20 protein-coding genes are annotated in these 22,466 nt (G+C 67.7%); 2 read left to right on the plus strand and 18 right to left on the minus strand.

Translation table 11 applies throughout. The annotated features are described in order from the left end of the window. Positions 1-118: 118 nt before the first annotated feature. The 3 genes from nrdR to WIX41_RS06230 form a co-directional block, all read right to left on the minus strand. Positions 119-640: a transcriptional regulator NrdR gene (nrdR, locus tag WIX41_RS06220; RefSeq protein WP_339446232.1), complete on the minus strand. Its 522-nt coding sequence runs from the start codon at positions 638-640 to the stop codon at positions 119-121. A gap of 283 nt (positions 641-923) precedes the next feature. Beyond that, positions 924-2,177: a serine hydroxymethyltransferase gene (glyA, locus tag WIX41_RS06225; RefSeq protein ID WP_339446233.1), complete on the minus strand. Its 1,254-nt coding sequence runs from the start codon at positions 2,175-2,177 to the stop codon at positions 924-926. Between the two features lie 152 nt (positions 2,178-2,329). Further along, positions 2,330-2,785 (minus strand): RcnB family protein, encoded by a 456-nt coding sequence (locus tag WIX41_RS06230; RefSeq protein WP_409187333.1) that lies wholly within the window; start codon positions 2,783-2,785, stop codon positions 2,330-2,332. A gap of 235 nt (positions 2,786-3,020) precedes the next feature. Between WIX41_RS06230 and ettA the strand changes: the two genes are divergently transcribed. Together ettA and WIX41_RS06240 are read left to right on the plus strand one after the other, a co-directional pair. Beyond that, entirely contained in the window at positions 3,021-4,685 is a 1,665-nt protein-coding gene (gene ettA / locus WIX41_RS06235) for an energy-dependent translational throttle protein EttA (protein ID WP_068849183.1), read from the plus strand. Positions 4,686-5,199: 514 nt separating this feature from the next. After that, positions 5,200-6,516, plus strand: coding sequence for an NCS2 family permease (locus WIX41_RS06240; RefSeq protein WP_409187334.1), 1,317 nt, complete (start codon positions 5,200-5,202; stop codon positions 6,514-6,516). Between the two features lie 131 nt (positions 6,517-6,647). Here the strand turns inward: WIX41_RS06240 and pncB are convergent, their stop codons facing one another. The 15 genes from pncB to WIX41_RS06315 form a co-directional block, all read right to left on the minus strand. Then, a complete protein-coding gene (gene pncB, locus WIX41_RS06245) occupies positions 6,648-7,823 on the minus strand; it encodes a nicotinate phosphoribosyltransferase (RefSeq protein ID WP_339446235.1) in 1,176 nt (391 codons plus the stop codon). A 188-nt stretch (positions 7,824-8,011) separates the two neighbouring features. After that, the gene (locus tag WIX41_RS06250; RefSeq protein ID WP_339446236.1) at positions 8,012-8,845 is read right to left on the minus strand and encodes a glycosyltransferase family 2 protein; all 834 of its coding nucleotides are present in this window, start codon (positions 8,843-8,845) and stop codon (positions 8,012-8,014) included. Continuing rightward, complete coding sequence (locus WIX41_RS06255; RefSeq protein ID WP_409187335.1) at positions 8,842-9,702, minus strand: glycosyltransferase family 2 protein; 861 nt, start codon at positions 9,700-9,702, stop codon at positions 8,842-8,844. The genes WIX41_RS06250 and WIX41_RS06255 overlap by 4 nt, the downstream gene beginning before the upstream one ends. A gap of 43 nt (positions 9,703-9,745) precedes the next feature. Continuing rightward, a complete protein-coding gene (gspD, locus tag WIX41_RS06260) occupies positions 9,746-11,944 on the minus strand; it encodes a type II secretion system secretin GspD (protein WP_339446238.1) in 2,199 nt (732 codons plus the stop codon). 9 nt (positions 11,945-11,953) lie between these two features. After that, entirely contained in the window at positions 11,954-12,766 is an 813-nt protein-coding gene (locus tag WIX41_RS06265) for a hypothetical protein (RefSeq protein WP_339446239.1), read from the minus strand. Beyond that, complete coding sequence (gene gspM, locus WIX41_RS06270; protein WP_339446240.1) at positions 12,756-13,487, minus strand: type II secretion system protein GspM; 732 nt, start codon at positions 13,485-13,487, stop codon at positions 12,756-12,758. Before gspM ends, WIX41_RS06265 begins: the two co-directional genes overlap by 11 nt. Continuing rightward, positions 13,462-14,619, minus strand: a complete 1,158-nt coding sequence (locus WIX41_RS06275; RefSeq protein WP_339446241.1) for a PilN domain-containing protein — start codon at positions 14,617-14,619, stop codon at positions 13,462-13,464. The genes gspM and WIX41_RS06275 overlap by 26 nt, the downstream gene beginning before the upstream one ends. Beyond that, positions 14,616-15,476, minus strand: a complete 861-nt coding sequence (locus tag WIX41_RS06280; RefSeq protein ID WP_339446242.1) for a general secretion pathway protein GspK — start codon at positions 15,474-15,476, stop codon at positions 14,616-14,618. Before WIX41_RS06280 ends, WIX41_RS06275 begins: the two co-directional genes overlap by 4 nt. Further along, positions 15,473-16,105 carry a type II secretion system protein J gene (locus WIX41_RS06285; protein ID WP_339446243.1) on the minus strand — a complete coding sequence of 211 codons (633 nt, stop codon included), beginning with the start codon at positions 16,103-16,105 and terminating at the stop codon, positions 15,473-15,475. Before WIX41_RS06285 ends, WIX41_RS06280 begins: the two co-directional genes overlap by 4 nt. Continuing rightward, positions 16,102-16,524 carry a type II secretion system protein XpsI gene (gene xpsI / locus WIX41_RS06290; protein ID WP_339446244.1) on the minus strand — a complete coding sequence of 141 codons (423 nt, stop codon included), beginning with the start codon at positions 16,522-16,524 and terminating at the stop codon, positions 16,102-16,104. Before xpsI ends, WIX41_RS06285 begins: the two co-directional genes overlap by 4 nt. Beyond that, positions 16,521-16,985 (minus strand): type II secretion system protein XpsH, encoded by a 465-nt coding sequence (xpsH, locus tag WIX41_RS06295; protein WP_339446245.1) that lies wholly within the window; start codon positions 16,983-16,985, stop codon positions 16,521-16,523. Before xpsH ends, xpsI begins: the two co-directional genes overlap by 4 nt. A gap of 51 nt (positions 16,986-17,036) precedes the next feature. Beyond that, entirely contained in the window at positions 17,037-17,471 is a 435-nt protein-coding gene (gspG, locus tag WIX41_RS06300; RefSeq protein ID WP_339446246.1) for a type II secretion system major pseudopilin GspG, read from the minus strand. 43 nt (positions 17,472-17,514) lie between these two features. Then, positions 17,515-18,735: a type II secretion system protein XpsF gene (xpsF, locus tag WIX41_RS06305; RefSeq protein WP_339446247.1), complete on the minus strand. Its 1,221-nt coding sequence runs from the start codon at positions 18,733-18,735 to the stop codon at positions 17,515-17,517. Positions 18,736-18,737: 2 nt separating this feature from the next. Beyond that, positions 18,738-20,471, minus strand: coding sequence for a type II secretion system ATPase GspE (gene gspE / locus WIX41_RS06310; protein WP_339446248.1), 1,734 nt, complete (start codon positions 20,469-20,471; stop codon positions 18,738-18,740). A gap of 118 nt (positions 20,472-20,589) precedes the next feature. Then, positions 20,590-22,443 (minus strand): S8 family peptidase, encoded by a 1,854-nt coding sequence (locus tag WIX41_RS06315; protein WP_339446249.1) that lies wholly within the window; start codon positions 22,441-22,443, stop codon positions 20,590-20,592. Between the last annotated feature and the right edge of the window lie 23 nt (positions 22,444-22,466).

Here is a 22,466-nt window from a genome sequence, read left to right on the forward strand (position 1 = left end):
GTAGAGCGGGCCTCTGGCCCGCTGCATTCCTGGGCAGCGGGGCAGAGCCAAGCAGCGGGGCAGAGCCCCCTTCAGCCAAGCAGCGGGGCAGAGCCAAGCAGCGGGGCAGAGCCCCGCTCTACCCCTTTTTCTTTTTGGTCAGGGCAATCACATCGCCCAGCAGCTGCAGCTGTTCGGTACTGGACGGCAGCTCGCGTTCGAGCTTCTCGATCTCCTCGCGGAAATCGGCCACGTCCTCGAAGCTGCGGTAGACCGACGCAAACCGTACGTAAGCCACGTGATCGAGCTTGCGCAGTTCGTTCATCACGAACTCGCCGACCTTGATCGACGGGATTTCGCGTTCGCCGCACATGCGCAGCTGCTGCATCACCGCGCGCACCGCCAGTTCGATCTTGTCTTCGGGCACGGCGCGCTTCTGCAGCGCACGGTCGAAGCCGACCCGCAGCTTGCGCGCGTCGAAGGCTTCGCGACTGCCGTCGCTTTTGACGATCGCCGGCAGCTTCAGTTCGATGGTTTCCAGGGTGCTGAAGCGCTCGCTGCAGGCCTCGCACTCACGCCGACGGCGGATCGTCGCACCGTCTTCGGAGACGCGCGAGTCGATCACCCGGGTATCGGCATGCTGGCAGAACGGACAGTACATGGAACGCCTTGCATCAGAAAAACGTCACGCCGTGGTCACGGCAGCGTCGCAACGGTACCTGAGAAGACCCCGGCGTACAAATCGGGACGTGATTCATCAGTCGCCGGCAGCGGCCGGGAGCGCCCCCAGCCACACCAGGTGTGGGCTGCAGACCCGCAGCGGCGGCCCCGCCATCAGGTAATCCAGCGCCCGCCAGGAGCTGCCGGAAAGGGGCTGTAAACGACAAAGCCAACCCCGGCAGCAGCGCCTGCGCGATACAGGCGCTGCTGCCGGGTTTCTTCCATTACCCGTAGACCGGGTACTTGCGGCACTGCGCGCTGACCGCATCGCGCACGCGGGCGATCACCGTCTCATCGGCCGGGGCGTCGAGCACGTCGGCGATCCAGGTGGCCAGTTCCACGCAGTCCGCTTCCAGGTAACCGCGGGTGGTCACGGCGGGGGTGCCCAGGCGCAGGCCCGAGGTCACGAACGGCGAGCGCGGGTCGTTGGGCACCGAGTTCTTGTTGACGGTGATGTGGGCCTTGCCCAGCGCGGCCTCTGCGTCCTTGCCGGACACATCCTTGCCGATCATGTCGACCAGCATCAGGTGGTTCTCGGTACCGCCGGAGACGATCTTGTAGCCGCGCGCGATCAGCGTGGTGGCCATCGCCTGGGCATTCTTGACCACCTGCTGCTGGTAGGCCTTGAAGCCCGGCTCCAGCGCTTCCTTGAAGGCCACCGCCTTGGCCGCGATGACATGCATCAGCGGGCCGCCCTGGATGCCCGGGAACACGATCGACTGCAGCTTCTTCTCGATCTCTTCGCCGGCGCCCTTGGCGATGATGATGCCGCCGCGCGGGCCGCGCAGGGTCTTGTGGGTGGTGGAGGTAACCACGTGCGCGTGCGGCAGCGGGCTGGGGTACACGCCAGCAGCGACCAGGCCGGCGACATGGGCCATGTCCACGAACAGATAGGCACCGACCTTGTCGGCGATGGCGCGGAAGCGCGCCCAGTCCACCACCTGCGAATAGGCCGAAAAACCGGCCACGACCATCTTCGGCTTGTGCTCCAGGGCCAGCCGTTCGACTTCGTCATAGTCGATCAGGCCCTGCTCATTCACCCCGTACTGCACGGCGTTGAACAGCTTGCCCGAGGCATTGACCTTGGCGCCGTGGGTCAGGTGGCCGCCATGGGCCAGGCTCATGCCCAGGAGGGTGTCGCCCGGCTTGAGCAGCGCGAAGTACACCGCCTGGTTGGCCTGCGAGCCGCTGTGCGGCTGCACATTGGCGTAGTCCGCATCGAACAGCTGCTTGAGGCGGTCGATCGCCAGCTGCTCGGCGATGTCCACGTATTCGCAGCCACCGTAGTAGCGCTTGCCCGGGTAGCCTTCGGCGTACTTGTTGGTCAGCTGGCTGCCCTGGGCTTCCATCACCGCCGGGCTGGTGTAGTTCTCGCTGGCGATCAGCTCGACATGGTCTTCCTGGCGCTGGGTTTCGGCGGCGATGGCCTTGGCCAGTTCGGGATCGTAGGTTTCGATGCGGACGTCACGCGGGAACATCGCTTACTCCAGAGCAGAAGGGGGGAACAGCGGGCCCCTGATTGTAAGGCCGAACCCACCCCGGAACGAAAAAGCGCGCCCGGGGGGCGCGCTGGTTGGTGTTGGGTTCGGTGGCAGCCACGCAGGGCGTGGCTCTACCCGATCCGGGAAGACTACCGGTTGTTGATCACGTAATCGGCGATGATCCCGGTGGCGATGGCCACCAGCAGCAGGTTGCCGCGGTCGTCGCGGATCCAGTGGTGGCCGTGCGGCGGGCGGCGCACCGAGTAGCGGCCGTAGTCGTTGACCACGTACACCGGGCCCCGGTAGTACTCGTTGTAGCGGTGCCCGCGCGCCCAGCCGTAGCCGCGGCCCGGGGCCGGGCGGTAGACCACGCGCGGCGGCGGCGCCGGACGGTAGTAGCCACGATTGTCGTAGTAACGGCGGTCGTGGCGGGCTTCACGGCGATGGTCGTCGCGCCAGTCGCGGCGGTCATCGTGGCGGTCGTGGCGATCGTCGTGGTGACGGTCATGCCCGCGGCCACGATGGTCATCAGCGAAGGCCGGGGCGATGCTGCCCAGCGCGAGCAGCGAGGCCACGGTCCCGACCACAATTCGATTCATGCGCATGATTGGCCTCGCCTGGTGGATTGATGGTTCCTATCATGCTGACGACATCTGAACGGTTTCCAGCTGGAAACGGTTTCCAATTCAGCGGCTTTGACGGGCCATTCAGGCAGCGGCAAGCCCCGCCCCACGGGCCGACCGGCGGTGGACATCGCTTCCGGCTATAATTGGCGACATCCCTTTTCATCTGTGCTTGTTCCTGACGGAACGGGCGCAGGGTTGCGCCTTCGGAGAGCTCATGTCCTCGCAATACATCTACACCATGAACAAAGTCAGCAAGGTGGTCCCGCCCAAGCGGCAGATCATCAAGGACATCTCGCTGTCGTTCTTCCCGGGTGCCAAGATCGGCCTGCTGGGCCTGAACGGCGCCGGCAAGTCCACGGTGCTGAAGATCATGGCCGGCGTGGACACCGACTTCGAGGGCGAAGCCCGCCCGCAGGCCGGCATCAAGGTCGGCTACCTGGCCCAGGAACCGGAGCTGGACCCGACCAAGACCGTGCGCGAAGCGGTCGAGGAAGGCGTGGGCGAAGTGCTGCAGGCCCAGGCCGCGCTGGACGCGGTGTACCTGGCCTATGCCGAGGAAGGTGCCGATTTCGACAAGCTGGCCAAGGAACAGGAGCGCCTGGAGGCGATCCTTGCCGCCGGCGACTCGCACACCCTGGAAAACCAGCTGGACGTGGCCGCCGACGCACTGCGCCTGCCGCCGTGGGACGCCATCGTAGGCAAGCTCTCCGGTGGTGAAAAGCGCCGCGTGGCACTGTGCCGCCTGCTGCTGCAGAAGCCGGACATGCTGCTGCTCGACGAACCGACCAACCACCTCGACGCCGAGTCGGTGGAATGGCTGGAACAGTTCCTGGCGCGCTACACCGGCACCGTGGTGGCCGTCACCCATGACCGCTACTTCCTGGACAACGCCGCCGAGTGGATCCTGGAACTGGACCGCGGCCGCGGCATTCCGTGGAAGGGCAACTACACCGACTGGCTGATGCAGAAGGACGAGCGCCTGAAGCAGGAAGACAACCAGGAAAAATCCCGCCAGAAGGCGATCCAGAAGGAACTGGAGTGGTCGCGCCAGAATGCCAAGGGCGGCCGTACCAAGGGCAAGGCCCGTCTGGCCCGCCTGGAAGAGCTGCAGTCGGTCGATTACCAGAAGCGCAACGAAACCAATGAAATCTTCATCCCGCCGGGCGAGCGCCTGGGCAATTCGGTGATGGAATTCAAGAACGTCTCCAAGAAGTTCGGCGACCGCCTGCTGTTCGACGAGCTGAGCTTCCTGGTCCCGGCCGGCGCGATCGTGGGCATCATCGGCCCCAACGGTGCGGGCAAGTCGACCCTGTTCAAGATGATCACCGGCCAGGAAAAGCCGGATTCCGGCGAAATCGTGGTCGGCCCGACCGTGAAGCTGTCCTACGTGGACCAGAGCCGCGACGCGCTGGAAGGCAACCACAACGTCTTCCAGGAAATCGCTGGCGGCCTGGACATCCTCAACATCAACGGCATCGAGATCCAGTCGCGCGCCTACATCGGCCGCTTCAACTTCAAGGGCCAGGACCAGCAGAAGCTGGTCGGTTCGCTGTCCGGTGGTGAGCGTGGCCGCCTGCACATGGCCAAGACCCTGCTGCAGGGTGGCAACGTGCTGCTGCTCGACGAACCGTCGAACGATCTGGACATCGAAACCCTGCGTGCGCTGGAAGACGCGCTGCTGGAGTTCCCGGGCAACACGTTCGTCATTTCGCATGACCGCTGGTTCCTGGATCGCATTGCGACCCACATCCTGGCGTTCGAAGGCGATTCGCACGTGGAGTTCTTCCAGGGCAACTACCGCGAATACGAAGAAGACAAGCGCCGCCGCATGGGCGACGACGCCGCCCCGAAGCGCCTGCGCTTCAAGGCGCTGAAGTAAGAATGCAAAACGGCCGCGCTCGCGCGGCCGTTTTGCATTCTGGTGTTTACGGCAGCGTCTCCGTTGCTGCGTGCAGGGAGGCCGTCGGGCAGCCCCTTACGGGACACGCCGTAAACCCATCCATGGGAGCTTGGCAAAAACATCCATGTTTTTGACAGTCCCTACAGGGGCTGCCCGCCGGCCTCCCTCGACAGATGGTCGCAGGCGGATACGAAGAGCAGCCACGCAGGGCGTGGCTCTACGCAGAATGTCGGTAGGGTCGGTTCCCGAACGACCGCCATTGCAGAATCCACACCCGATAACGCATGGAAATGATCGAAACGGCATTTGATCTTCCATGGCCACCGACCGTATCCGGGAGGGCCGGCGGGTGCGGGGGTACGGGGGCTTTGCGAAACATGGATGTTTCGCAAGAGCCCCCATGGAAGGGTTCACGGCGCACCCGGTACCCCCGCACCCGTCGGCCCTCATCACGTGATGCACCAGACGAAGGCTCTTGATTTGGACCCCCGCCATGAAGCTGCTTGAAAACCTGTTCCAGCTCAAACAGCACGGCACCACCGTGCGGACCGAACTGCTGGCCGGGCTGACTACGTTCCTGACGATGTCCTATATCGTCTTCGTCAATCCCGACATCCTGTCCACCACCGGCATGGACCCGGGCGCGGTGTTCGTGGCCACCTGCCTGGCCGCTGCGCTCGGCTCGCTGGTGATGGCGTTCGCCGCCAACTTTCCCGTGGGCATGGCCCCGGGCATGGGCCTGAATGCCTTCTTCGCCTTCACCGTGGTGGGTGCCGCCGGCCTGCCGTGGCAGCAGGCATTGGCCGCTGTCTTCATCTCGGGCCTGGTGTTCCTGGCACTGTCGCTTACCGGCGTGCGCGCCTGGCTGGTCGCCGGTATTCCTGCCTCTCTGCGCGCCTCCATCGTGGCCGGCATCGGCCTGTTCCTGGCCATCATCGCCTTGCAGAAGTCCGGCGTGATCATCGCCAACTCCGACACACTGGTCGCGCTGGGCCCGCTCAACACCGCCCCACCGCTGCTGGCACTGGCCGGCTTCCTGCTGATCGCCATCCTCGAAGCACGCCGCGTGCGTGGTGCCATCCTGATCGGCATCCTCGCCGTCACCGGCGCGGCCTGGCTGCTGGGCGCCGTGCAGTACCAGGGCGTGATCTCGCTGCCGCCCAGCCTGGCCCCGACCTTCCTGCAGCTGGACCTGCCCGGCCTGCTGCACCACGACGGCGGCGCGCCCATTGCCGTGCTGCTGCAGGTGGTGCTGGTGTTCGTGCTGGTGGAAGTGTTCGATGCCACCGGCACCCTGTATGGCGTGGTGGGACGTGCCGGCCTGCTCAAGCTGCCGGGCGCGCAGAAGCGCTTCGGGCGCGCGCTGCTGGCCGACAGCACCGCCATCGTCGCCGGCTCACTGCTGGGCACCAGCAGCACTACCGCGTTTGCCGAAAGCGCCTCCGGCGTGCAGGCCGGTGGCCGTACCGGGCTCACCGCGCTGGTGGTGGCGGCGTTGTTCCTGGCCGCGCTGCTGTTCTCGCCGCTGGCCGGCATGGTGCCTGGCTATGCCACCGCACCGGCGCTGCTGTTCGTGGCCGGGTTGATGTTGCGCGAACTGGTGGATGTGGAGTGGAACGACCTGACCGAATCGGTGCCTGCCGCGCTGTGTGCGCTGGCGATGCCGTTTACCTATTCGATTGCGAATGGGTTGGCGTTCGGGTTCATTGCCTATGCGGTGTTGAAGGCCGGTACCGGGCGCTGGCGCGAGGTGCACCCGGCGGTCTGGTTGGTAGCGGCATTGTTCGTGGCCCGATACGCGCTGGAGTAGGTAACGACCGTTGGTCGTTACGCCTTCGGTCAAGTTCATGCGTTACCGTGCCGATCAGCAAGGTCGGCAGTTGTTTGGGAGCCAACCCTACCGGTAGGTAGCGGCCGTTGGGCGTTACGCCTTCGACGCGATTATTCCGGCGGGAGCTCGAAGACCTGGCGCAGGTAGGCCAGGTAACCCGGGTCGTCGCACATGCTCTTGCCCGGCGAATCGCTGAGCTTGGCCACCGGCTGGCCGTTGCAGCGGACCATCTTGATCACGATGTTGAGCGGGGTCGGGCCGAGATCGTTGGTGAGGTGCGTGCCGACCCCGAACGCGACCTGGCAGCGCCCACGGAAGTAATCGAACAGCCGCATCACCTTCTCGATGTTGAGCCCGTCGCTGAACACCAGCACCTTGCTGCGCGGGTCCACGCGGCGTTCCTTGAAGTGCGCCAGCATGCGGTCGCCCCAGCTGAAGGGGTCGCCCGAATCATGTCGCACGCCATCGAACAGCTTGCAGAAATACATGTCGAAATCGCGCAGGAACGCGTCCAACCCGACCACGTCCGACAGCGCGATGCCAAGGTCGCCGCGATACTCGCGCGCCCACGATTCCAGCGCCGCCACCTGTGAATCGCGCAGGCGCGGGCCGAGCGCCTGGAACGCCTGCAGGTATTCGTGGGCCATCGTGCCGTGCGGGGTCATGCCGTACAGCCGCGCGAAATGCACGTTGCTGGTGCCCACGAACTGCTCGCCCAGCGCCTCGCGCATCATCGGCAGCATGCGCGCGTGCCAGTCGCGCGAATAGCGGCGGCGGCTGCCGTAGTCGGCAATGCGACACAGCTCGAAACCGGGTGTATCGCGCAACAGCGCGGTCTTGGCCTGCAGCCGGCGCTCGCCTTCGGCGAAGTCCGGCGTACTGGTGTTGCGGAACCAGACTTCGTTGATGATCGCCAGCAGCGGCACTTCAAACAGGATGGTGTGCAGCCACGGCCCGGTGATGTCCAGTTCGATCTCGCCCGGCACGGTCTGCGACGGCCGCAGGTCGATGTACTTGCGGTCCAGGTGGAACAGGCCGAGGAAATCGGCGAAGTCCGGCTTCACGAAACGCAGCCCGCGCATGTAGTCCAGTTCTTCGGTGCTGAAGCGCAGCTGGCACAGATGGTCGATTTCGGCGTTGATCTGGTCGATGCAGCTGGCCAGGTCGATGCCCGGCGTACGGCACTTGAACCGGTACTGGACCTGCGCGCCGGGGTGCTGGTGCAGCACCGCCTGCATCATGGTGAATTTGTACAGGTCGGTGTCGAGCAGGGACTGGATGATCATCCCCGGATTATGCGCCCCCCAGCATGTACCGACCAACGCGGCGCTTGTCCGATTGCAAGGCATGCATGAGGTGGAGAGCCCCCTTGGTGTTCAAGGGGGCGCGCCGACAGGCGCGGGGATGAGGAAACTGGTGAGGTGGGGCCCGCGGTTTGCGCAGCGAACCGTGGGGTGAATACGCGAATGCGGATTCACGACCGCAGCAACCGCGGGACCTGGGCCGCCGCATGCGCCCAGATCGCCCCCCACACCGCTGCCTGTACCAGCAGGTTGCGCCGCGGCGCCTCGAACCGGCGGAAGTAACGCCACAGGCCACGATGCTTGTGCCATTCCACGAAGAACGGCCGCGACCGGCTCGACACGCCGCGCACGTGCACCACCTGCAGGTCATTGGCGATGGCGACCACCGCACCGGCCTCGCGCGCGCGCCGGCACAGGTCCAGGTCCTCGGCATGCAGGCGGTAGCCGGCATCCCAGCCGCCGATGCGGTCGAACAGCGCGCGCGGCATCAGCAGCAGCGCGCCCGACAGCGCCGGCACCGGCTGTAGCGCCTGGGCTGGATCGGCGGGGATTGCCAGGCGTGCGCCCTGCCCCGGGTGGCGCAGCATGGCGCCGAAATCCGGATCACGGCGGCGCACCGCCGCATCGGGCTGGCCCTGCTCATCGACCTGCTCCACGCCCAGCACGCAATCGCCCAACGCCTGCCCGCGCGCGCGCAGCTGGGCCAGGGTATCGGCTTGGACCATCAGGTCTGGATTGATGAAGGCCAACCACGGGGCCTGGCTGTCGGCCACGCCCTGGTTGTTGGCGGCGGCAAAGCCGGGGTTGTCGGGGTTGGCGATGAAGCGCACGCGCAGGTCCGCACTGGCGTGGCGCTGCACGATCTCCAGCGTGCCGTCGTCGGAATCGTTGTCGACCACGCGTATCTCGGCGACCTCGTCGGCCGCACGCAGCCGCGTCAGGCAGGTGTCCAGCGTGCTGGCGCTCTGGTAGCTGACGATGATGACGGCAATGCAGGGGTTCAAACAGGCGACTCCGGTGCGGCGGCGGCAGGCGTTCCGAACAGATCGCCCTGGGACCGGGGCATTATCGCCTGCTGGTGCAGACGCTGCAGATCCTGGCGGACCTGCTGCAGGGGATCGCCCATCAGGAACCCGGCCAGGCGCGGCTGCCAGGCCGGCCAGCGCGTGCCCAGCGCCTCCAGGTCGCCGTCCTGCGCCTGCGCTTCGCCATCGCGCGCCACAAAGGCATTGGCGCACAGCGCATTGCGCCAGCCCAGCCCGGCCATGCGCAGGCTCAGGTCGATCAGGGCTGCATTCCATGAGGCGTAGCTGTGCATGTCCAGGCCACCGGCCTTGCGCCGCGCATTGGCACGCAGCAGCACAGCGTGGGTTACCGCCGATGGCAGTTCCGGGTCCAGCGTCGGCAGGGCAGCGCACGCCTGGGCCATGGCGGACAGATCTCCAGGGACCGGATTGATCTCGCCCAGCCGCGGCCAGGCGGCGGTTTCGCCGGCGTTGCACCACGGCGTGGCCGAGCCGATCGAGGCGTCCCGCGCGAAGCAGGCATCGAGCTGCTGCAGCCAGCCCGGTGCCGGTACCGCATCGGGTGCCAGCACCACCACGTCGCCGCCTTCGCAGGCGCGCAGCATTTCATCCAGGTGCGCTACCTCGCCAATGGCGCGGGCGCGGCGGGTGTACTCGGCCCGCAGTGGGGTGTGTGCCAGCCAGTGTTCGATCACCGCCTGCGCGCGCGGCCCGGCCTGGCCGTCGTCGGCCAGCCACACCTGGGTCTGCGCCGGGGTACCGGCGTCCAGCGCCCCCAGGCAGCGGTCCAGGGCGCTGTCATCGACCCCGATCGGCAGCAACACGATCGTTCCCATCCGTCCCTCTGTGTGCGGCGTCGTGACCGCAGCGTAGCAGGACTCAGCGCCTGGGGCGGGACGGGAACGGTTCCATGGCGCGGAAGCGGTTGCTGTATTCGTCGGTCAGGTTGCGCGACTCCTGCGCGTTGCGCACGATGGTCGGGGTCAGCAGCACGATCACTTCGGAGCGGTCGGTGTTCTGGGTCTTCCTGCCGAACAGCGCGCCGATCACCGGGATCCGGCTCAGGCCCGGCACGCCGTTGGCGCCGTTCTCGTCGGAATTGGTGATCAGGCCGGCCAGCATGATGGTATCGCCGCTCTGCACTGCCGCTTCGGTGGAGATCTTGCGGGTGTTGATCGGCGGGTTGCAGGTGGTGCGGGTGGGATCGCAGCCGGCCGGTATGGCACCGGCCGAGCTGACTTCCTGCACGATGTCCAGGAACACCACGCCATCACGGGTGATGCGCGGGCGGACTTTCAGGATCACGCCGGTGTCCAGGTACTGCACCTGGCTGTAGGTGTTGTCGCCGCCCACGCCGGTATTGACCGACACCGAGTTGATCGGGATCTGGGTGCCGACGTTGAGCGTGGCTTCGGCGTTGTTGCGCACGAAAATCGACGGGGTCTGCAGCAGGCGCAGGTTGCTGACCTTGTCCAGCGCGGTCACCACCGCAGCGGCGTTCTTGCCCAGGAAGGTCCAGCCCAGCCCGGTGTCGCCCACGCGGCCGGAAATGCTGCCCCAGATCGAACGACCCAGCGCACTGGGCAGGTCGATGCCGCTCTCGGTCTTGCCGGTGGCCACCGCCTGCTCGAAGAACCAGTTCACGCCGTAGGCGAGGTCGCCGGTCAGCGCCACTTCGGCCACCTGCGCTTCGATGTGCACCTGCATCGGCATCACATCAAGCTTTTCGATGACCTCGCGGATCGAGCGCCAAGCCTGCGGGGTGGAGCGCACCAGCAACGTGTTGGTTTCTTCCACCGCCGATACGCCGACCGAATCGCCCTGGATTTCCAGATTGAAACTGGCGTTGCCGGACTGGCGTTGCGGCAGGCTCATGGTGCCGTCGCCCATGCCACCGGTGCGGGTGGTGCCGCTGTTGCCGGTGCTGTTGAGGCTGTTGCCATTGGTGCCATCGCGGCTGCCCAGCTCCTGCACGTTCGCGCCGGGTGCCAGCGAACCGCCGCCGCCGCGGCCGCTGCGGCTGTTCTCGCTGGCGAAGGCTTCGGCCAGGCGCTCGGCCAGGTCCTTGGCTTTGACATAGCGCAGTTCGTAGGAGAACAGCCGGGCGCTGCCGCCGGCAGTGTCGATGCGTTCCAGCCACTGCTGGATCTGGTCCAGGTATCGCGCCTGCGGGGTGATCACCAGCACCGCGTTGGCATTCTCCAGCGGCAGGAAGCGGAACATGCCGGCGCTGGGCGTCTTGCTCTCTTCGCCGAAGACCTTTTCCAGATCCGCCGCCACCTGCTCGGCCTTGCCGGTCTGGATCGGGAACACGCCCACGGACATGCCCGACAACCAGTCCACGTCGAAAATTTCCACCGTGCGCAGGTAGTTTTCCAGTTCGCTGCGGGTACCGCCCAGGGTGATCACGTTGCGGCCGCTGTCGACGTTGACGATCGCATTCGGGCGCGCGTAGGGCTCCAGCACCTTCTTCATTTCGGTGGCGGAGATGTACTGCAGCGGCACCACCCGCACCTCGAAACCGCGCGCGTTGGCCGGCGGCGCGGTGCTCGGCGCGACGGTGCCGGCCAACGCCTGGTCGGCGGCGACGATGTTGTAGCGGCCACCGCTGTAGACCATGCGCGCGTTGTTCCAGCCCAGCACCATCTCCAGCAGGTTCAGCGCCTGTGCCGAGGACACCGGCTTGGGCGTGGCCAGGGTCACGGTGCCCTGCACGCCCGGCGCGATCACGTAGTTCTGGCCCAGCATGTCGCCCAGGATCGCCTTGACCACCGCGTGCACCGACTCGCCTTCGAAATTGAAGGTGGCCGTGCCCGTACTGGCCTGCGACAACGCCGGTGACGGCGCTGCGGCCGCGCTGCGGTTGATCATGGTGCCGCTGCCCCGGCGGATCACTGCCTGCGGCGCGCCGTCGGTGCCCTGCGGCTGCGCCTCCACGCCATCGTGCGAGCCGTCACCCGCCACCACGTGGTGCTTGCCATCGAGGACCGCGTCGCGGCGCACTTCGGGACCGGGCACGGAGGCGCAGCCTGCAAGCAGGGCCACGGCGAACGACAGGGAGAAAAGACGCAATGTCATGCTTTCACTCTATTTGGTTTGGCCGGAGCCGCCTGCGGGCGGCTGCTGCGACTGTTGCTGTTGCTGCAGTTGCTGGCGACGCGCCTGGATGCGGGCGCGGATGGCTTGCATCTGTTCTTCGCTCGGGCCCTGCGCGGCCGGCTTCTGCGCCGCCGCAGCGGCGGCTGCATTCGCGGCTGCTTCGGCGCCCGCCTGCGCGGCCGGAGGTACCGCGCCGGTGAAGTTCGTTGTCGGCCCCCGCCCAGCGTTCTGCCCGGGCGGTGGCGGGGGTGGGCGCACGCCATTTCCCTGTGCCGCGCCGGCCGCCGTGCCCAGCACGGTGGGCGGTTCCCCTCCCTGCCCGCTGAAGGTCACCAGTTCCAGCGTCTGCGTGCCGCTGGGGCCGGCCACGGTGGCACTGCGCGGTTCCAGCGCGACCAGCTGCCAGCCGTTCACTGCCTCGCCGTTGAGGCGCAGGCGCAGCGATTGCTTCTGGTCGGTGGTGAGGATGGCCATGCCGAATTCGGAGGTGAGCAGCACGCCGGTCAGTGTGACCGCGCTGGCGCTGGTGCCCGGTTCATTGCCGCCCAACAGGTACGGACGCGGTTTGCGGTCTTCGGCGAACAGCGGGCGGGCGCCGATGGCGGCGTATGCCTCGGCCGAGGCGATCCGTTCCGGCGCAGCTTGGGCCAGCGTGGGCAGCGGCGGCGGCGCGCGATCAGCGGCACCCACCGGGGCGATGCGGCCACCGGCGCCGAACAGCGTGGCGATCCAGATCGCGGCGGCCCAGGCGGCCACGCCGCCCAACCACCAGCTGCGCAGGGGCGCGAGTTCAATCTTCAATGGCGGCCCCCTCGTCCGGTTCGGTCGTTCCCGGGTCGCTCGGCGCGGCCATGGCCGAGGGCGCCGGTTCCAACCCCGCTGGCGGCGCGTCGGGCTCGGGCGCGGCAGGCGCTGCGGCGGCCGCGTCACCGCCTGCGCCCGGTTTGAGGTAGCCGACCAGTTCGAACGACACATCCAGTCCGGTGCCGGTCTCGTTGGGCGAGGCCTGGAAACGCTGCGCCAGCAGGTTGAGGTTGCCCACGAACAGGCGCGGGCTGCCGGTTTCCAAGGTGTGCAGCACCGCAGCCATTTCCGGCACGCCGCAACGCAGGCGCACCTGCAGCGCCACGCGCGGGAACTGCGCATCGCGGGCGGTGTCGGTCAGCGGCGAGCGGTTGCTGATGGTGCAGCTGCGGTTGCCGGGGCTGGCCGAGGCCACTGCATCCTGCAGCCGGCTCGACAATGCGGCGGCGGCCGATTCGGCAGTGGGCTCGCGCAGGAAACCGGGGCGCCCTTCCAGCGCGGCCTGCACCTGCTGCAGGCGCTGCTGCACCTGGGCGCGCTGCTGCAGCTGTGCCTGCACGCGCTGCTCGCGTTCCTGCAGTTCGGTAATGCCCTGGTTGATGTCAAGCAGCGGCCGGGTGAACCACGGATGCACCAGCACCAGATAGCCCAGTGCGATCACCGCCAGCAGCAGCGCCAGCGCCAGCCAGCGGTCACGGCGTGTTGGCGGCATTGCCATCGGCAACCTCCGTGGCGGGCGCGGCAGCAGCCGGGGCACCGGGCAACGGCTGCAGCTCGGCGGTGAGGGTGAAGCGGTCGCGACCAGCGGCACCGCCATCGGCCTGCAGTACGCCGGTCAGGTTGACCTTGCGCCACAGTGGCGAATCCTGCAGCAGCGAGACCAGCTGCGAGGCTTCCCGGCTGAGCCCGATCAGCTGCAGCGTATTGCCCTCCACGGAAAGCTTTTCCAGGTAGGTGCCGTCGGGCAGCAACCGGGTCAGTTCGTTCCACAGCTCCACGGTGCTGGCGTGCGCGGTGCGCTTGCCCTCCAGGAACGCGGCGCCGTCGACCAGCTCCTGCAGCTGCTGGCGCTGTGCGGCCACGCGGCGCGCATCCTGTGCGGCCGCATCGACCTGCTCGCGCAGGTGATCGGCCGCGGCCTGCCGGTTGTCCAGCAGTTGGGTGCCGGCCAACGCCAGCAGCACCACGGTGGCGATGGCGAGCAGCAGGTTCCAGCGCCGCATCGGGTCGTGGGCCACGCGGCGCTGGCGCGGCGGCAGCAGGTTCACGCCCAGCGGTTGGCTGCTGCCGTCATCGGCATCCACGCCGGCCAGCTGCTGTGCCCAGCTGCCGACCTGCTGCGACCACTGCTCCAGTGCCTGGCGCGGAATGACCACCAGCTCCACCTGCAGCTGGCCGTCGGGCAGCGTGTCCAGTTCGCGTACGTCGTAATGGACCTGGCTGGCCTCGAACGGGGTCTGGCGGTCGATCTCGAAGCCGACCACATCGCGCAGGCGCGGCGCGGCGGCGGCCGGCAGGCGCAACGGGCGGCGCAGCACGGCGGCGGCCGGCAGCACCCAGTGCCGTGGCAGCGCACGCAGGCGCGCATCCACTACCCGTTCCAGATCGGCCGGCGTGGTCGGCCACGGCAGTTCGGCCACGGCCTGTACCTGGGTAGCGGTATCGCGGCGCAGCACCAGCTGCTCGGCCTGCCGCGACAGCAGCAGGCGCGAACGTGACCAGCCCATGGCCCACTGCCAGCGTACCGGCAGCCAGGCCAGCAGCGAACGCCGCCACCAGCGCAGGCCATTGCCCACACCGGGTGCGAACCGTCCCCGTGCCTGCACCAGACTGTCCCGCCATGCCGTCATCGTGCTGCCATTCCCTGTTCCCAGCGAAGTACTGTGTAAGTCGTGCCCGGCGTGCCCGCCGCGCCCATGCGCACCACAGCGCGCAATACCGAGACCCGGCCGCGTTCATCCAGTGCGCGGCTCTCGATACTATAGGTGCCGCTGCCACTGGCAAGCGCACCGGTCACGTTTTCATCGCCGGCCGCTTCGGCCCGCTCGCGTTCGGCTAGCAGGCGTTCGGCATCCAGCCCGAGCGCGTTCAACACCGGCCCGGCCGCGAACCGGGGATCCGGACGCGACTGCCGACTGTACAGGGTCAGCATCGGCTCCATCCGTTCATACAGTTCGGCGTCCATGCCCAGCACCCGCTGCAGTTCGCCCAGCGTCTCAAAGCGCCCGTTGCGCGCGCCATACGGCAGGCCGGCCGCCTGGTAATCGGCGGTTTCCGCGCCACCGGCGGGCTGCTTGAGGTTGTCGGGATCGCGCCAGTCGGCGATCGCACCCGCCAGCTGCCGGGCGCGCCCGGGCTCCACGTCCAACGCGCGCAGGAAGGCGGTCAACAACGCCGTGTCGGCCAGATTGAGATTGAGCTTGCCGTTTTCGTCGACCACCCGCAGATCGATCTGGCGGCCGTCGAATGTCCAGCGATAGCGGCGGCCATCGGCCTGCCACGGCGGTTGCAGCGCAGAGGGGCGCAGCCTGTACAGGGCGTATTCCAGTCCCGCACGGGCGTATTCCTGGCCGATGGCATCGTCGCCAATGACCCGCTGCTGCAGGTGCTCGACGCGTGCACTGAGCGCAAACGCGCCCACTACCGCCGTGAGCAGCGCGATCAGCCATAGCACCAGCACCAGCGCCGCGCCACGGGCGCGCCTCATGAGCGAGCCCCGCGTGCCTGCGACAACGCGGCCACCATCGGCGGCCACGCCGGCCCCTGCTGCGGCACGATGCGGATCTCCACCAGCAGCGGCAAGCGCCGGGTGTCGTCCCAGCGGGTCTGCCAGTCGCCCAGCTGGCCGCTGCGTGGATCGATGCCGCGATAGCGGAACGCAACCTCGCGCAGCGCGTCGGCCAGCAGCTCCGGCGCACGCGGCGGGGTCTCGTCGATGCGCTCGCCGTTCTGCACCAGGGTCAGTGCAACCTCCAGCCGCAGCTCCGCGCCACTGCGGTTGACCTGCAGCTCATGCACGTAGGAACCGCCACGGCCCAGGTAACCGGGCAGTTCGGACACGAACAGCATGCGCTGTGGCTCGCCCTGGAAATACAGCGGCTCGCGGGTGGGATCGGGCGGCTCGGCGGCGGTGGGCAGCGCCATGCCCAGGCGCCTGCGCAGGAACCCCTCCACCGCACGCATGCGCTCATTCTGCGCGGCCACGCGTTCGCCGCGCTGGGCGATGTTCATCGCCGAACGCACGGTGGCGAAAGCCAGCGCCAGCCCACCGACCAGCAGCACGGTCGCCAGCAGGACTTCGATCAGGGTGAAACCGCGTGCAGCGCGCCGGCTCATCGCGCCGCCCCGGGCGTATTCGGCAGCAGCCGCAACGAGCGCCATTGCAGACGTTCGCCGTTACCCTCGCCCCAGCGCACCTGCAGGGTCAGCTGGGCCAGGGTCGGGCCGATGGCGGTGTTGGCGGCGGCCTGGGGCAGCGCGCTGGTGCGCGCATCCACGTACGGTTCCACCTGCAGGTCCCAGCGGTAGCGTCCATCCTCCCATTCGCCCTGCGAGCGCCCTTCCTGCAGCGGCGCCTCGATGCCGCTCGCGGCCAGCAGCGACTGCGCATGCAGCATCGCGCGCGTGCGCAGGTCGGCGTGGTGCACCTGGCGCGCGGCACCGGACAGGCTGCCGAGCAACAGGGTCAACGCCAGCGCCAGCAGCGCGAAGGCGACAATCACTTCCAGCAGCGAATAGCCGCGCTGGCGCTTCATCGCGCGCTCCGGACCGGACCCGAGCGCACTTCACCGGTGATCCAGCTCACGTCGATGCGCCACAGTGCGTCGCGCACGCCCAGTTCAATGGTGCCGCCACTGGAGCCGCCGTCGGGATGAAAGGCGATGCCGCCTTTGCCATTGACCACGCCGGCCACCTGGCCGGCACCACGGAAGTGGACCTCCAGCGCAGCAGGCAGGCTGCCATGGCGGCCGTTGGCCGCTTCCCAGGTGCGCGCCTGCGGGTCGATCAGGAAACGCTGGCGTTCACCGGTGGCGATGGCCTGGGTGCGGGTATAGCGCAACTGGCTGGCCACTTCCTTGCCGGCGTTGCGCAGGCGCACGCCGTCGATGCCACCGTTCATGGCGGTGGCCGTGATCACCCCGATGATCGCGATCAGGGCGACCACCAGCAGCATTTCCAGCAGCGAAACGCCGCGCACGGCATACCGTCGCGACATGGCGCGAGGGCTCCGGGTGCCGCACGGCGTGGTGGATGGACGCAAGCGCGCTTACTCGTACTTGATGTCCGCGTCGTAGCTGCTGCCGCCCACCTTGCCATCCTTGCCCAGGCTGATCAGATCAAACGGCTGGCCTTCGCCCGGCGCACGGTATTCCAGCGCGTTGCCCCACGGATCATTGAGTTCCGTTGCCTTGGCATACGGGCCCAGCCAGCCACTGGCACTGCCGGGCTGGGTGACCAGATCGTCCAGCTTGGCCGGCAGCTTTCCGGTATCGAGCTGGTAGTTCTCGATCTTGCCGGCCATGGTCTGCACCTGCGACTTGGCGATGTTGGCCTTGCCGCGATCGGCACCGCCCAGCACGCGGCTGCCAACCAGGGTGAGCACCGCGCCGATCAGCACGATGACGATGATGATTTCCAGCAGGCTCATGCCCGACTGGTTGCGCGGCGAAGACAGACGGACCAGTTTTCGGCGATGGATCATGGAAGCTCCTTGCAGCATGTCGGGACGAAGTGCGCCATGGCGGTCAGCCGATGGCATTGGTGAGGTCGTACAGGGGCACCAGCACGGCGACGATCACCAGGCCGACCACCGAGGCCAACACCAGGGTGATCACCGGGACCAGCGCCGACAGCAGGCGGTCGATGGCGCGCGCGGTTTCCTGTTCGAAGGTATCGGCGGTCTTGAGCAGCATGACATCCAGCGCGCCGGATTCCTCGCCGACCTGGATCATCTGCAGGGCAAGGCGTGGGAAGCGCTTGCCCTTGGCCAGCGAAGCGGACAGGCCGTTGCCGTTCTTGACCTCGTCGCTGGCCGCATCCACATCGGCGGCCAGCGCGCGGTTGCCCAGCACGTTGCGCGCGATGCCCAGGCCGGCCAGCAGCGGCACGCCGTTGCGCAGCAACGTGCCCAGGGTGCGTGCCAATCGTGCGGTTTCCAGCTTGGCGACGAGCCCGCCGATGCCTTTGCGCTGCAGCAGCCAGCCATCCAGCGCCAGTCGTGCGGCCGGCTGGCGCAGCTTGCGTTCGATCACCAGCAGCGCCAACGCCGGCACCACGATCATCGCCAGCCAGCCTTCGCGCACCAGCAGGCCGGCGCTGAGCACCCACTGGGTGAACCACGGCAGCGCCACATCCAGGCTTTCGTACATCTGCGCGAACTGCGGCACCACGTAGCCCAGCAGGAACATCAGTGCGCCGCCCACCACCGCCAGCAGGATCGCCGGATAGATCAACGCGTTGATCACCCGGCCCTTCAGCTCCTGGCTGCGCTCCAGGTAATCGGCCAGCCGCTGCAGGGTGTCGTGCAGGCTGCCGCCGGCCTCGCCGGCGCGCACCATGTTGATGTACAGGCGCGAGAACACCCCATGCTGGCGTTCCAGCGCGGTGGACAGCGCGGCACCGCCACGCACCACGTCGCGGATGTCGGTGATCACCCGGCGGCTGCGCTCGTCTTCAGGCAGTTCCAGCAGGATGGTCAGCGCGCGGTCCAACGGCTGCCCGGCGCCCAGCAGGGTCGCCAGCTGCTGGGTGAACTGCACCAGCGCGCCACCGTCGAAGGGCTTGCGCCGCAGCAGCGCCGCCCATGAGGTGCCGCCCGCACTGCCCTCGCCGGCCAGGCGCGCTTCCATCGGCAGATGGCCCTGGTCCTGCAGCTTCGCGGCGACATCGGCTTCGCTGGCAGCCTCCATCTGGCCGTCGAACAGCTCACCGTGCGCGTTGAGGGCCTTGTAGCGGTACTGCGGCATGCTCAGCTTTCCTCGGTCACGCGCAGCACTTCTTCGATGGTGGTGTGGCCCTGCAGCGCCTTGGCCAGGCCATCTTCATACATGGTGCGCATGCCGGCGGCGCGGGCGATCTGCTCCACTTCGCCCATGCCGGCGCGGCGCATCACCGCACGGCGCAGTTCGTCGTTCATCACCAGGAATTCCATGATGGTGGTCCGCCCCAGGTAGCCGGTCGGGGCGATCGCAGAGGGCTGTGCGCGGTACAGGAAGATCTCGCCCTCCGGCTGCAGCCGGCGCAGCCCGAACTTTTCGATCTCCTCCGGCGACGCCGGGTAGCGCAGCGCGTGCTGCGGCTCCAGCCGGCGCACCAGGCGCTGGGCCAGGATGCCGTTGATGGTGGAGGTGAGCAGGTAGTCTTCCACGCCCATGTCGAGCAGGCGGGTGATGCCACCGGCGGCGTTGTTGGTATGCAGCGTGGACAGCACCAGGTGGCCGGTCAGCGCGGACTGGATCGCGATGCGCGCGGTTTCCAGGTCGCGCATTTCGCCGATCATGATGATGTCCGGGTCCTGGCGCACGATGCTGCGCAGCGCGTTGGCGAAATCCAGCCCGATCTGCGGCTTGGCCTGGATCTGGTTGATGCCTTCGATCTGGTATTCGACCGGATCCTCGACGGTGATGATCTTGACGTCGGCGGTGTTGAGCTGGCTGAGCGCGGTATACAGCGTGGTGGTCTTGCCCGAACCGGTGGGGCCGGTGACCAGCAGGATCCCGTGCGGCTGCTCGAGCACCTTGCGGAACTGCGGCAGGAAAGCATCGGTAAAACCAAGGCGATGGAAATCGAACACCACCGTGTCGCGATCGAGCAGGCGCATCACCACGCTTTCGCCGTGCGCGGTGGGTACCGTGCTCACGCGCAGATCCAGTTCCTTGCCCTGCACCCGCAGCATGATGCGGCCATCCTGGGGCAGCCGGCGCTCGGCGATGTTCAGCCGCGACATGATCTTGATGCGGCTGATCACCGCGGCGGTGAGGTTGGCCGGCGGGCTTTCGCCCTCGATCAGCACGCCGTCGACGCGGTAGCGCACCTTGAGCCGGTTTTCGAACGGTTCGATATGGATGTCCGACGCGCGCAGTTCCACCGCACGCTGGATCACCAGGTTGACCAGGCGGATCACCGGCGCTTCGGACGCCAGGTCGCGCAGGTGCTCGATATCGTCGACGATGCTGCCTTCCCCGTCGGCGGTTTCGATGATGGCGCCCATGGCGCTGCGGCCCTGGCCAAACCAGCGTTCAATGACGTCATCGATCTCCGAGCGCAGGCCCACGTGCAGGCGCACGGGTACCGCCATCGCCAGCCGCACCGCGTCGGCCACGTAGGGCTCCTGGGGGTCGCTCAGCCACAGGTCTATCACGCCGTCGCGCAGCGCCAGCGGACAGGCATGGAATTGTTTGAGGAAGCGCAGCGACAACGGCAGCGCATCGATCAGGGATTCGGGGGGCGCTTCGGGCACGCCCTTGCCCTCCAGCAGCGGCAGCGCCAGCACCTCGGCACAGGCCTGGGCGTGGTCGCGTTCGGACACCAGGCCCAGCCGCACCAGCAGCGGCAACAGGCTGCCACCGGCCTCGCGCTGCAGCGGCCGTGCGCGGGCCAGGTCGGCCTCCTTCAGCCGCCCATTGCGCAGCAACAGCGCCACGATGCGGCGTTCCGCATCCATGGCTGACTCTTCAGCAAGATCGTGGGTTACCGCATTCACGAAAGCTCTCCTGGCGACCCGCAGACTTTAGCAGCTCGCCGTGATGCCACATGCGGTGGTGGCCAACAGAAAACGGGAGCCCGTCACATGACGGGCTCCCGTGGGACTTCCCTGACCGTTACTGGACGGCCTGGATGCTCACGTTGCTGTAAGCCGACTCACCCACCAGCTTGATGTAGTACGTGCCGGCCACCGGCGCGGTGAAGCGCACGGTTTCGCTGTTGCCCGGACGCGCGGACTTGGCATCGAAGTCCGTCGCGGTCGGCTCGGCGCCAGCGCTGACGTACACCGACACATTGCCGCTGCCGCCATAGGTGAGGACGCTCAGCGTCTTGCCCGCCGTCGCTTCGAAGCTGTACAGCGTTTCACTGCCACCAGCGCCGGTCAGCCCGCTGACCGCCACGCGGTTGGTGAGCGGCGTCGCATCCGGCGCGCAGTCTTCCGTGCACGGTTCTTCCAGGGCCTTGTCCAGCGCACCCTTGGCATCGACGATGCCGCTGCCGATCGGGGTAGCCGCCGGGATGGTCACCGGGAAGTTGCGTGCGCTCTGCTTGAGCAGGGTCTCCAACTGTGCCGGGGTCAGCGGGTCCTTGCCGGCCGAGGCCAGCGCGCCCTGCACCAGCGCGGCCACGGCGGCCACGTGCGGCGAGGCCATCGAGGTACCGCCCATGCCCATGTAGGTGTAGGCACCGGAGGTCGGCGTGGTCAGGCCGTCGTAGCCGGCCTGCCAGACGTAGCCGCCCGGGTTGCCATCCACGCCGCCGCCGCCGCCCGGACCGGACAGGTCCACGACCGCGCCGAAGTTGGAATACGACGCGATGCCGCCGGTAATGCGGGTGGCGCCCACGGCGATCACGTTGGCGCAGCTGGCCGGACGGTAGCCGGAGGCATTGGAGGCCTGGTTGCCGGCCGCCACCACCACCGTGGTGCCACGCGACACCGCGCCGTTGATCGCATCCTGGTAGGCCGGGTCGCACGCACCGCCGCCGCCCAGACTCATGTTGATCACTTCGGCCGGGTTCGGGTTGGCCGGGATGCCGGCAACGGTGCCGCCGGAGGCCCAGGTGATCGCGTCAGCGATATCGGACAGGTAGCCGCCGCACTTGCCGAGCACGCGTACCGGCAGCACCTTGGCCTTGTAGGCAAGGCCGGCCATGCCGATGGTGTTGTTGGTGGCCTCGGCGACCGTGCCCGACACATGGGTGCCGTGCCAGGAGCTGTCTTCGGCCAGCGAACCGGCGTAGCACTCGTTGTCGTTCTCGACCCAGTCGCCATAATCCAGCGCACCCGGCACCCGTTCATCGGTGGGACGGCGCGAGGTTTCGGCGTCGCTGATGAAGTCATAGCCTTCCAGCAGGGTGCCGGCGGCGAAATCCGGATGCTGCGGCAGGATGCCGGTGTCGAGCACCGCCACCACCACGCCCTCGCCCTGGGCCACGTCCCATGCAGCGGGCGCGTTCACGCCACCGGTGGGGCTGTGCAGGTGCCACTGGTACTGCGCGTAGTACTGGTCGTCCGGTACCAGCTGCGGGGTTTCCTTGGCGCGCACATCTGCGCGCTGCAGCTTGACGTCGACGGCGGCGTACTGGACCGACGGATCGGCCTGGATTTCCTTCAGCACTTTCTGCAGCTCGGCCTGGCTGAGCTTGCCCTGCAGGCGGATCACATCGGCACCGGTGCCGAGCCGGCGCAGGTGCTGCGGGCTGGCGGCGGCGGCACGCGAGGCGGTGGCGCCCAGGCTGGCGCGCGACACCGCCGAGGTCACCGCAGCCAGTTTGGCCGAACGGTCGGAGGCAGCCGCGCTGCCGGGGGCGTACTTGACGATGATGCGTTCGGACCCCTGTTGGGCGGTGCTGGCCTGCTTCGCCGGTTCCTTGACCGGCAACCCGGCGGCATAGGCGCTGGCGCCCACGGACAGCGACAGCACGGCGGCTGCCAGCACATTGATGCGAAGGTTCTGCTTTCTGGTCACGGTGTAATCCTCTTCAAGGTCAT

It is taken from the genome of Stenotrophomonas sp. AB1(2024), from assembly GCF_037482345.1.
Lineage (GTDB): Bacteria > Pseudomonadota > Gammaproteobacteria > Xanthomonadales > Xanthomonadaceae > Stenotrophomonas.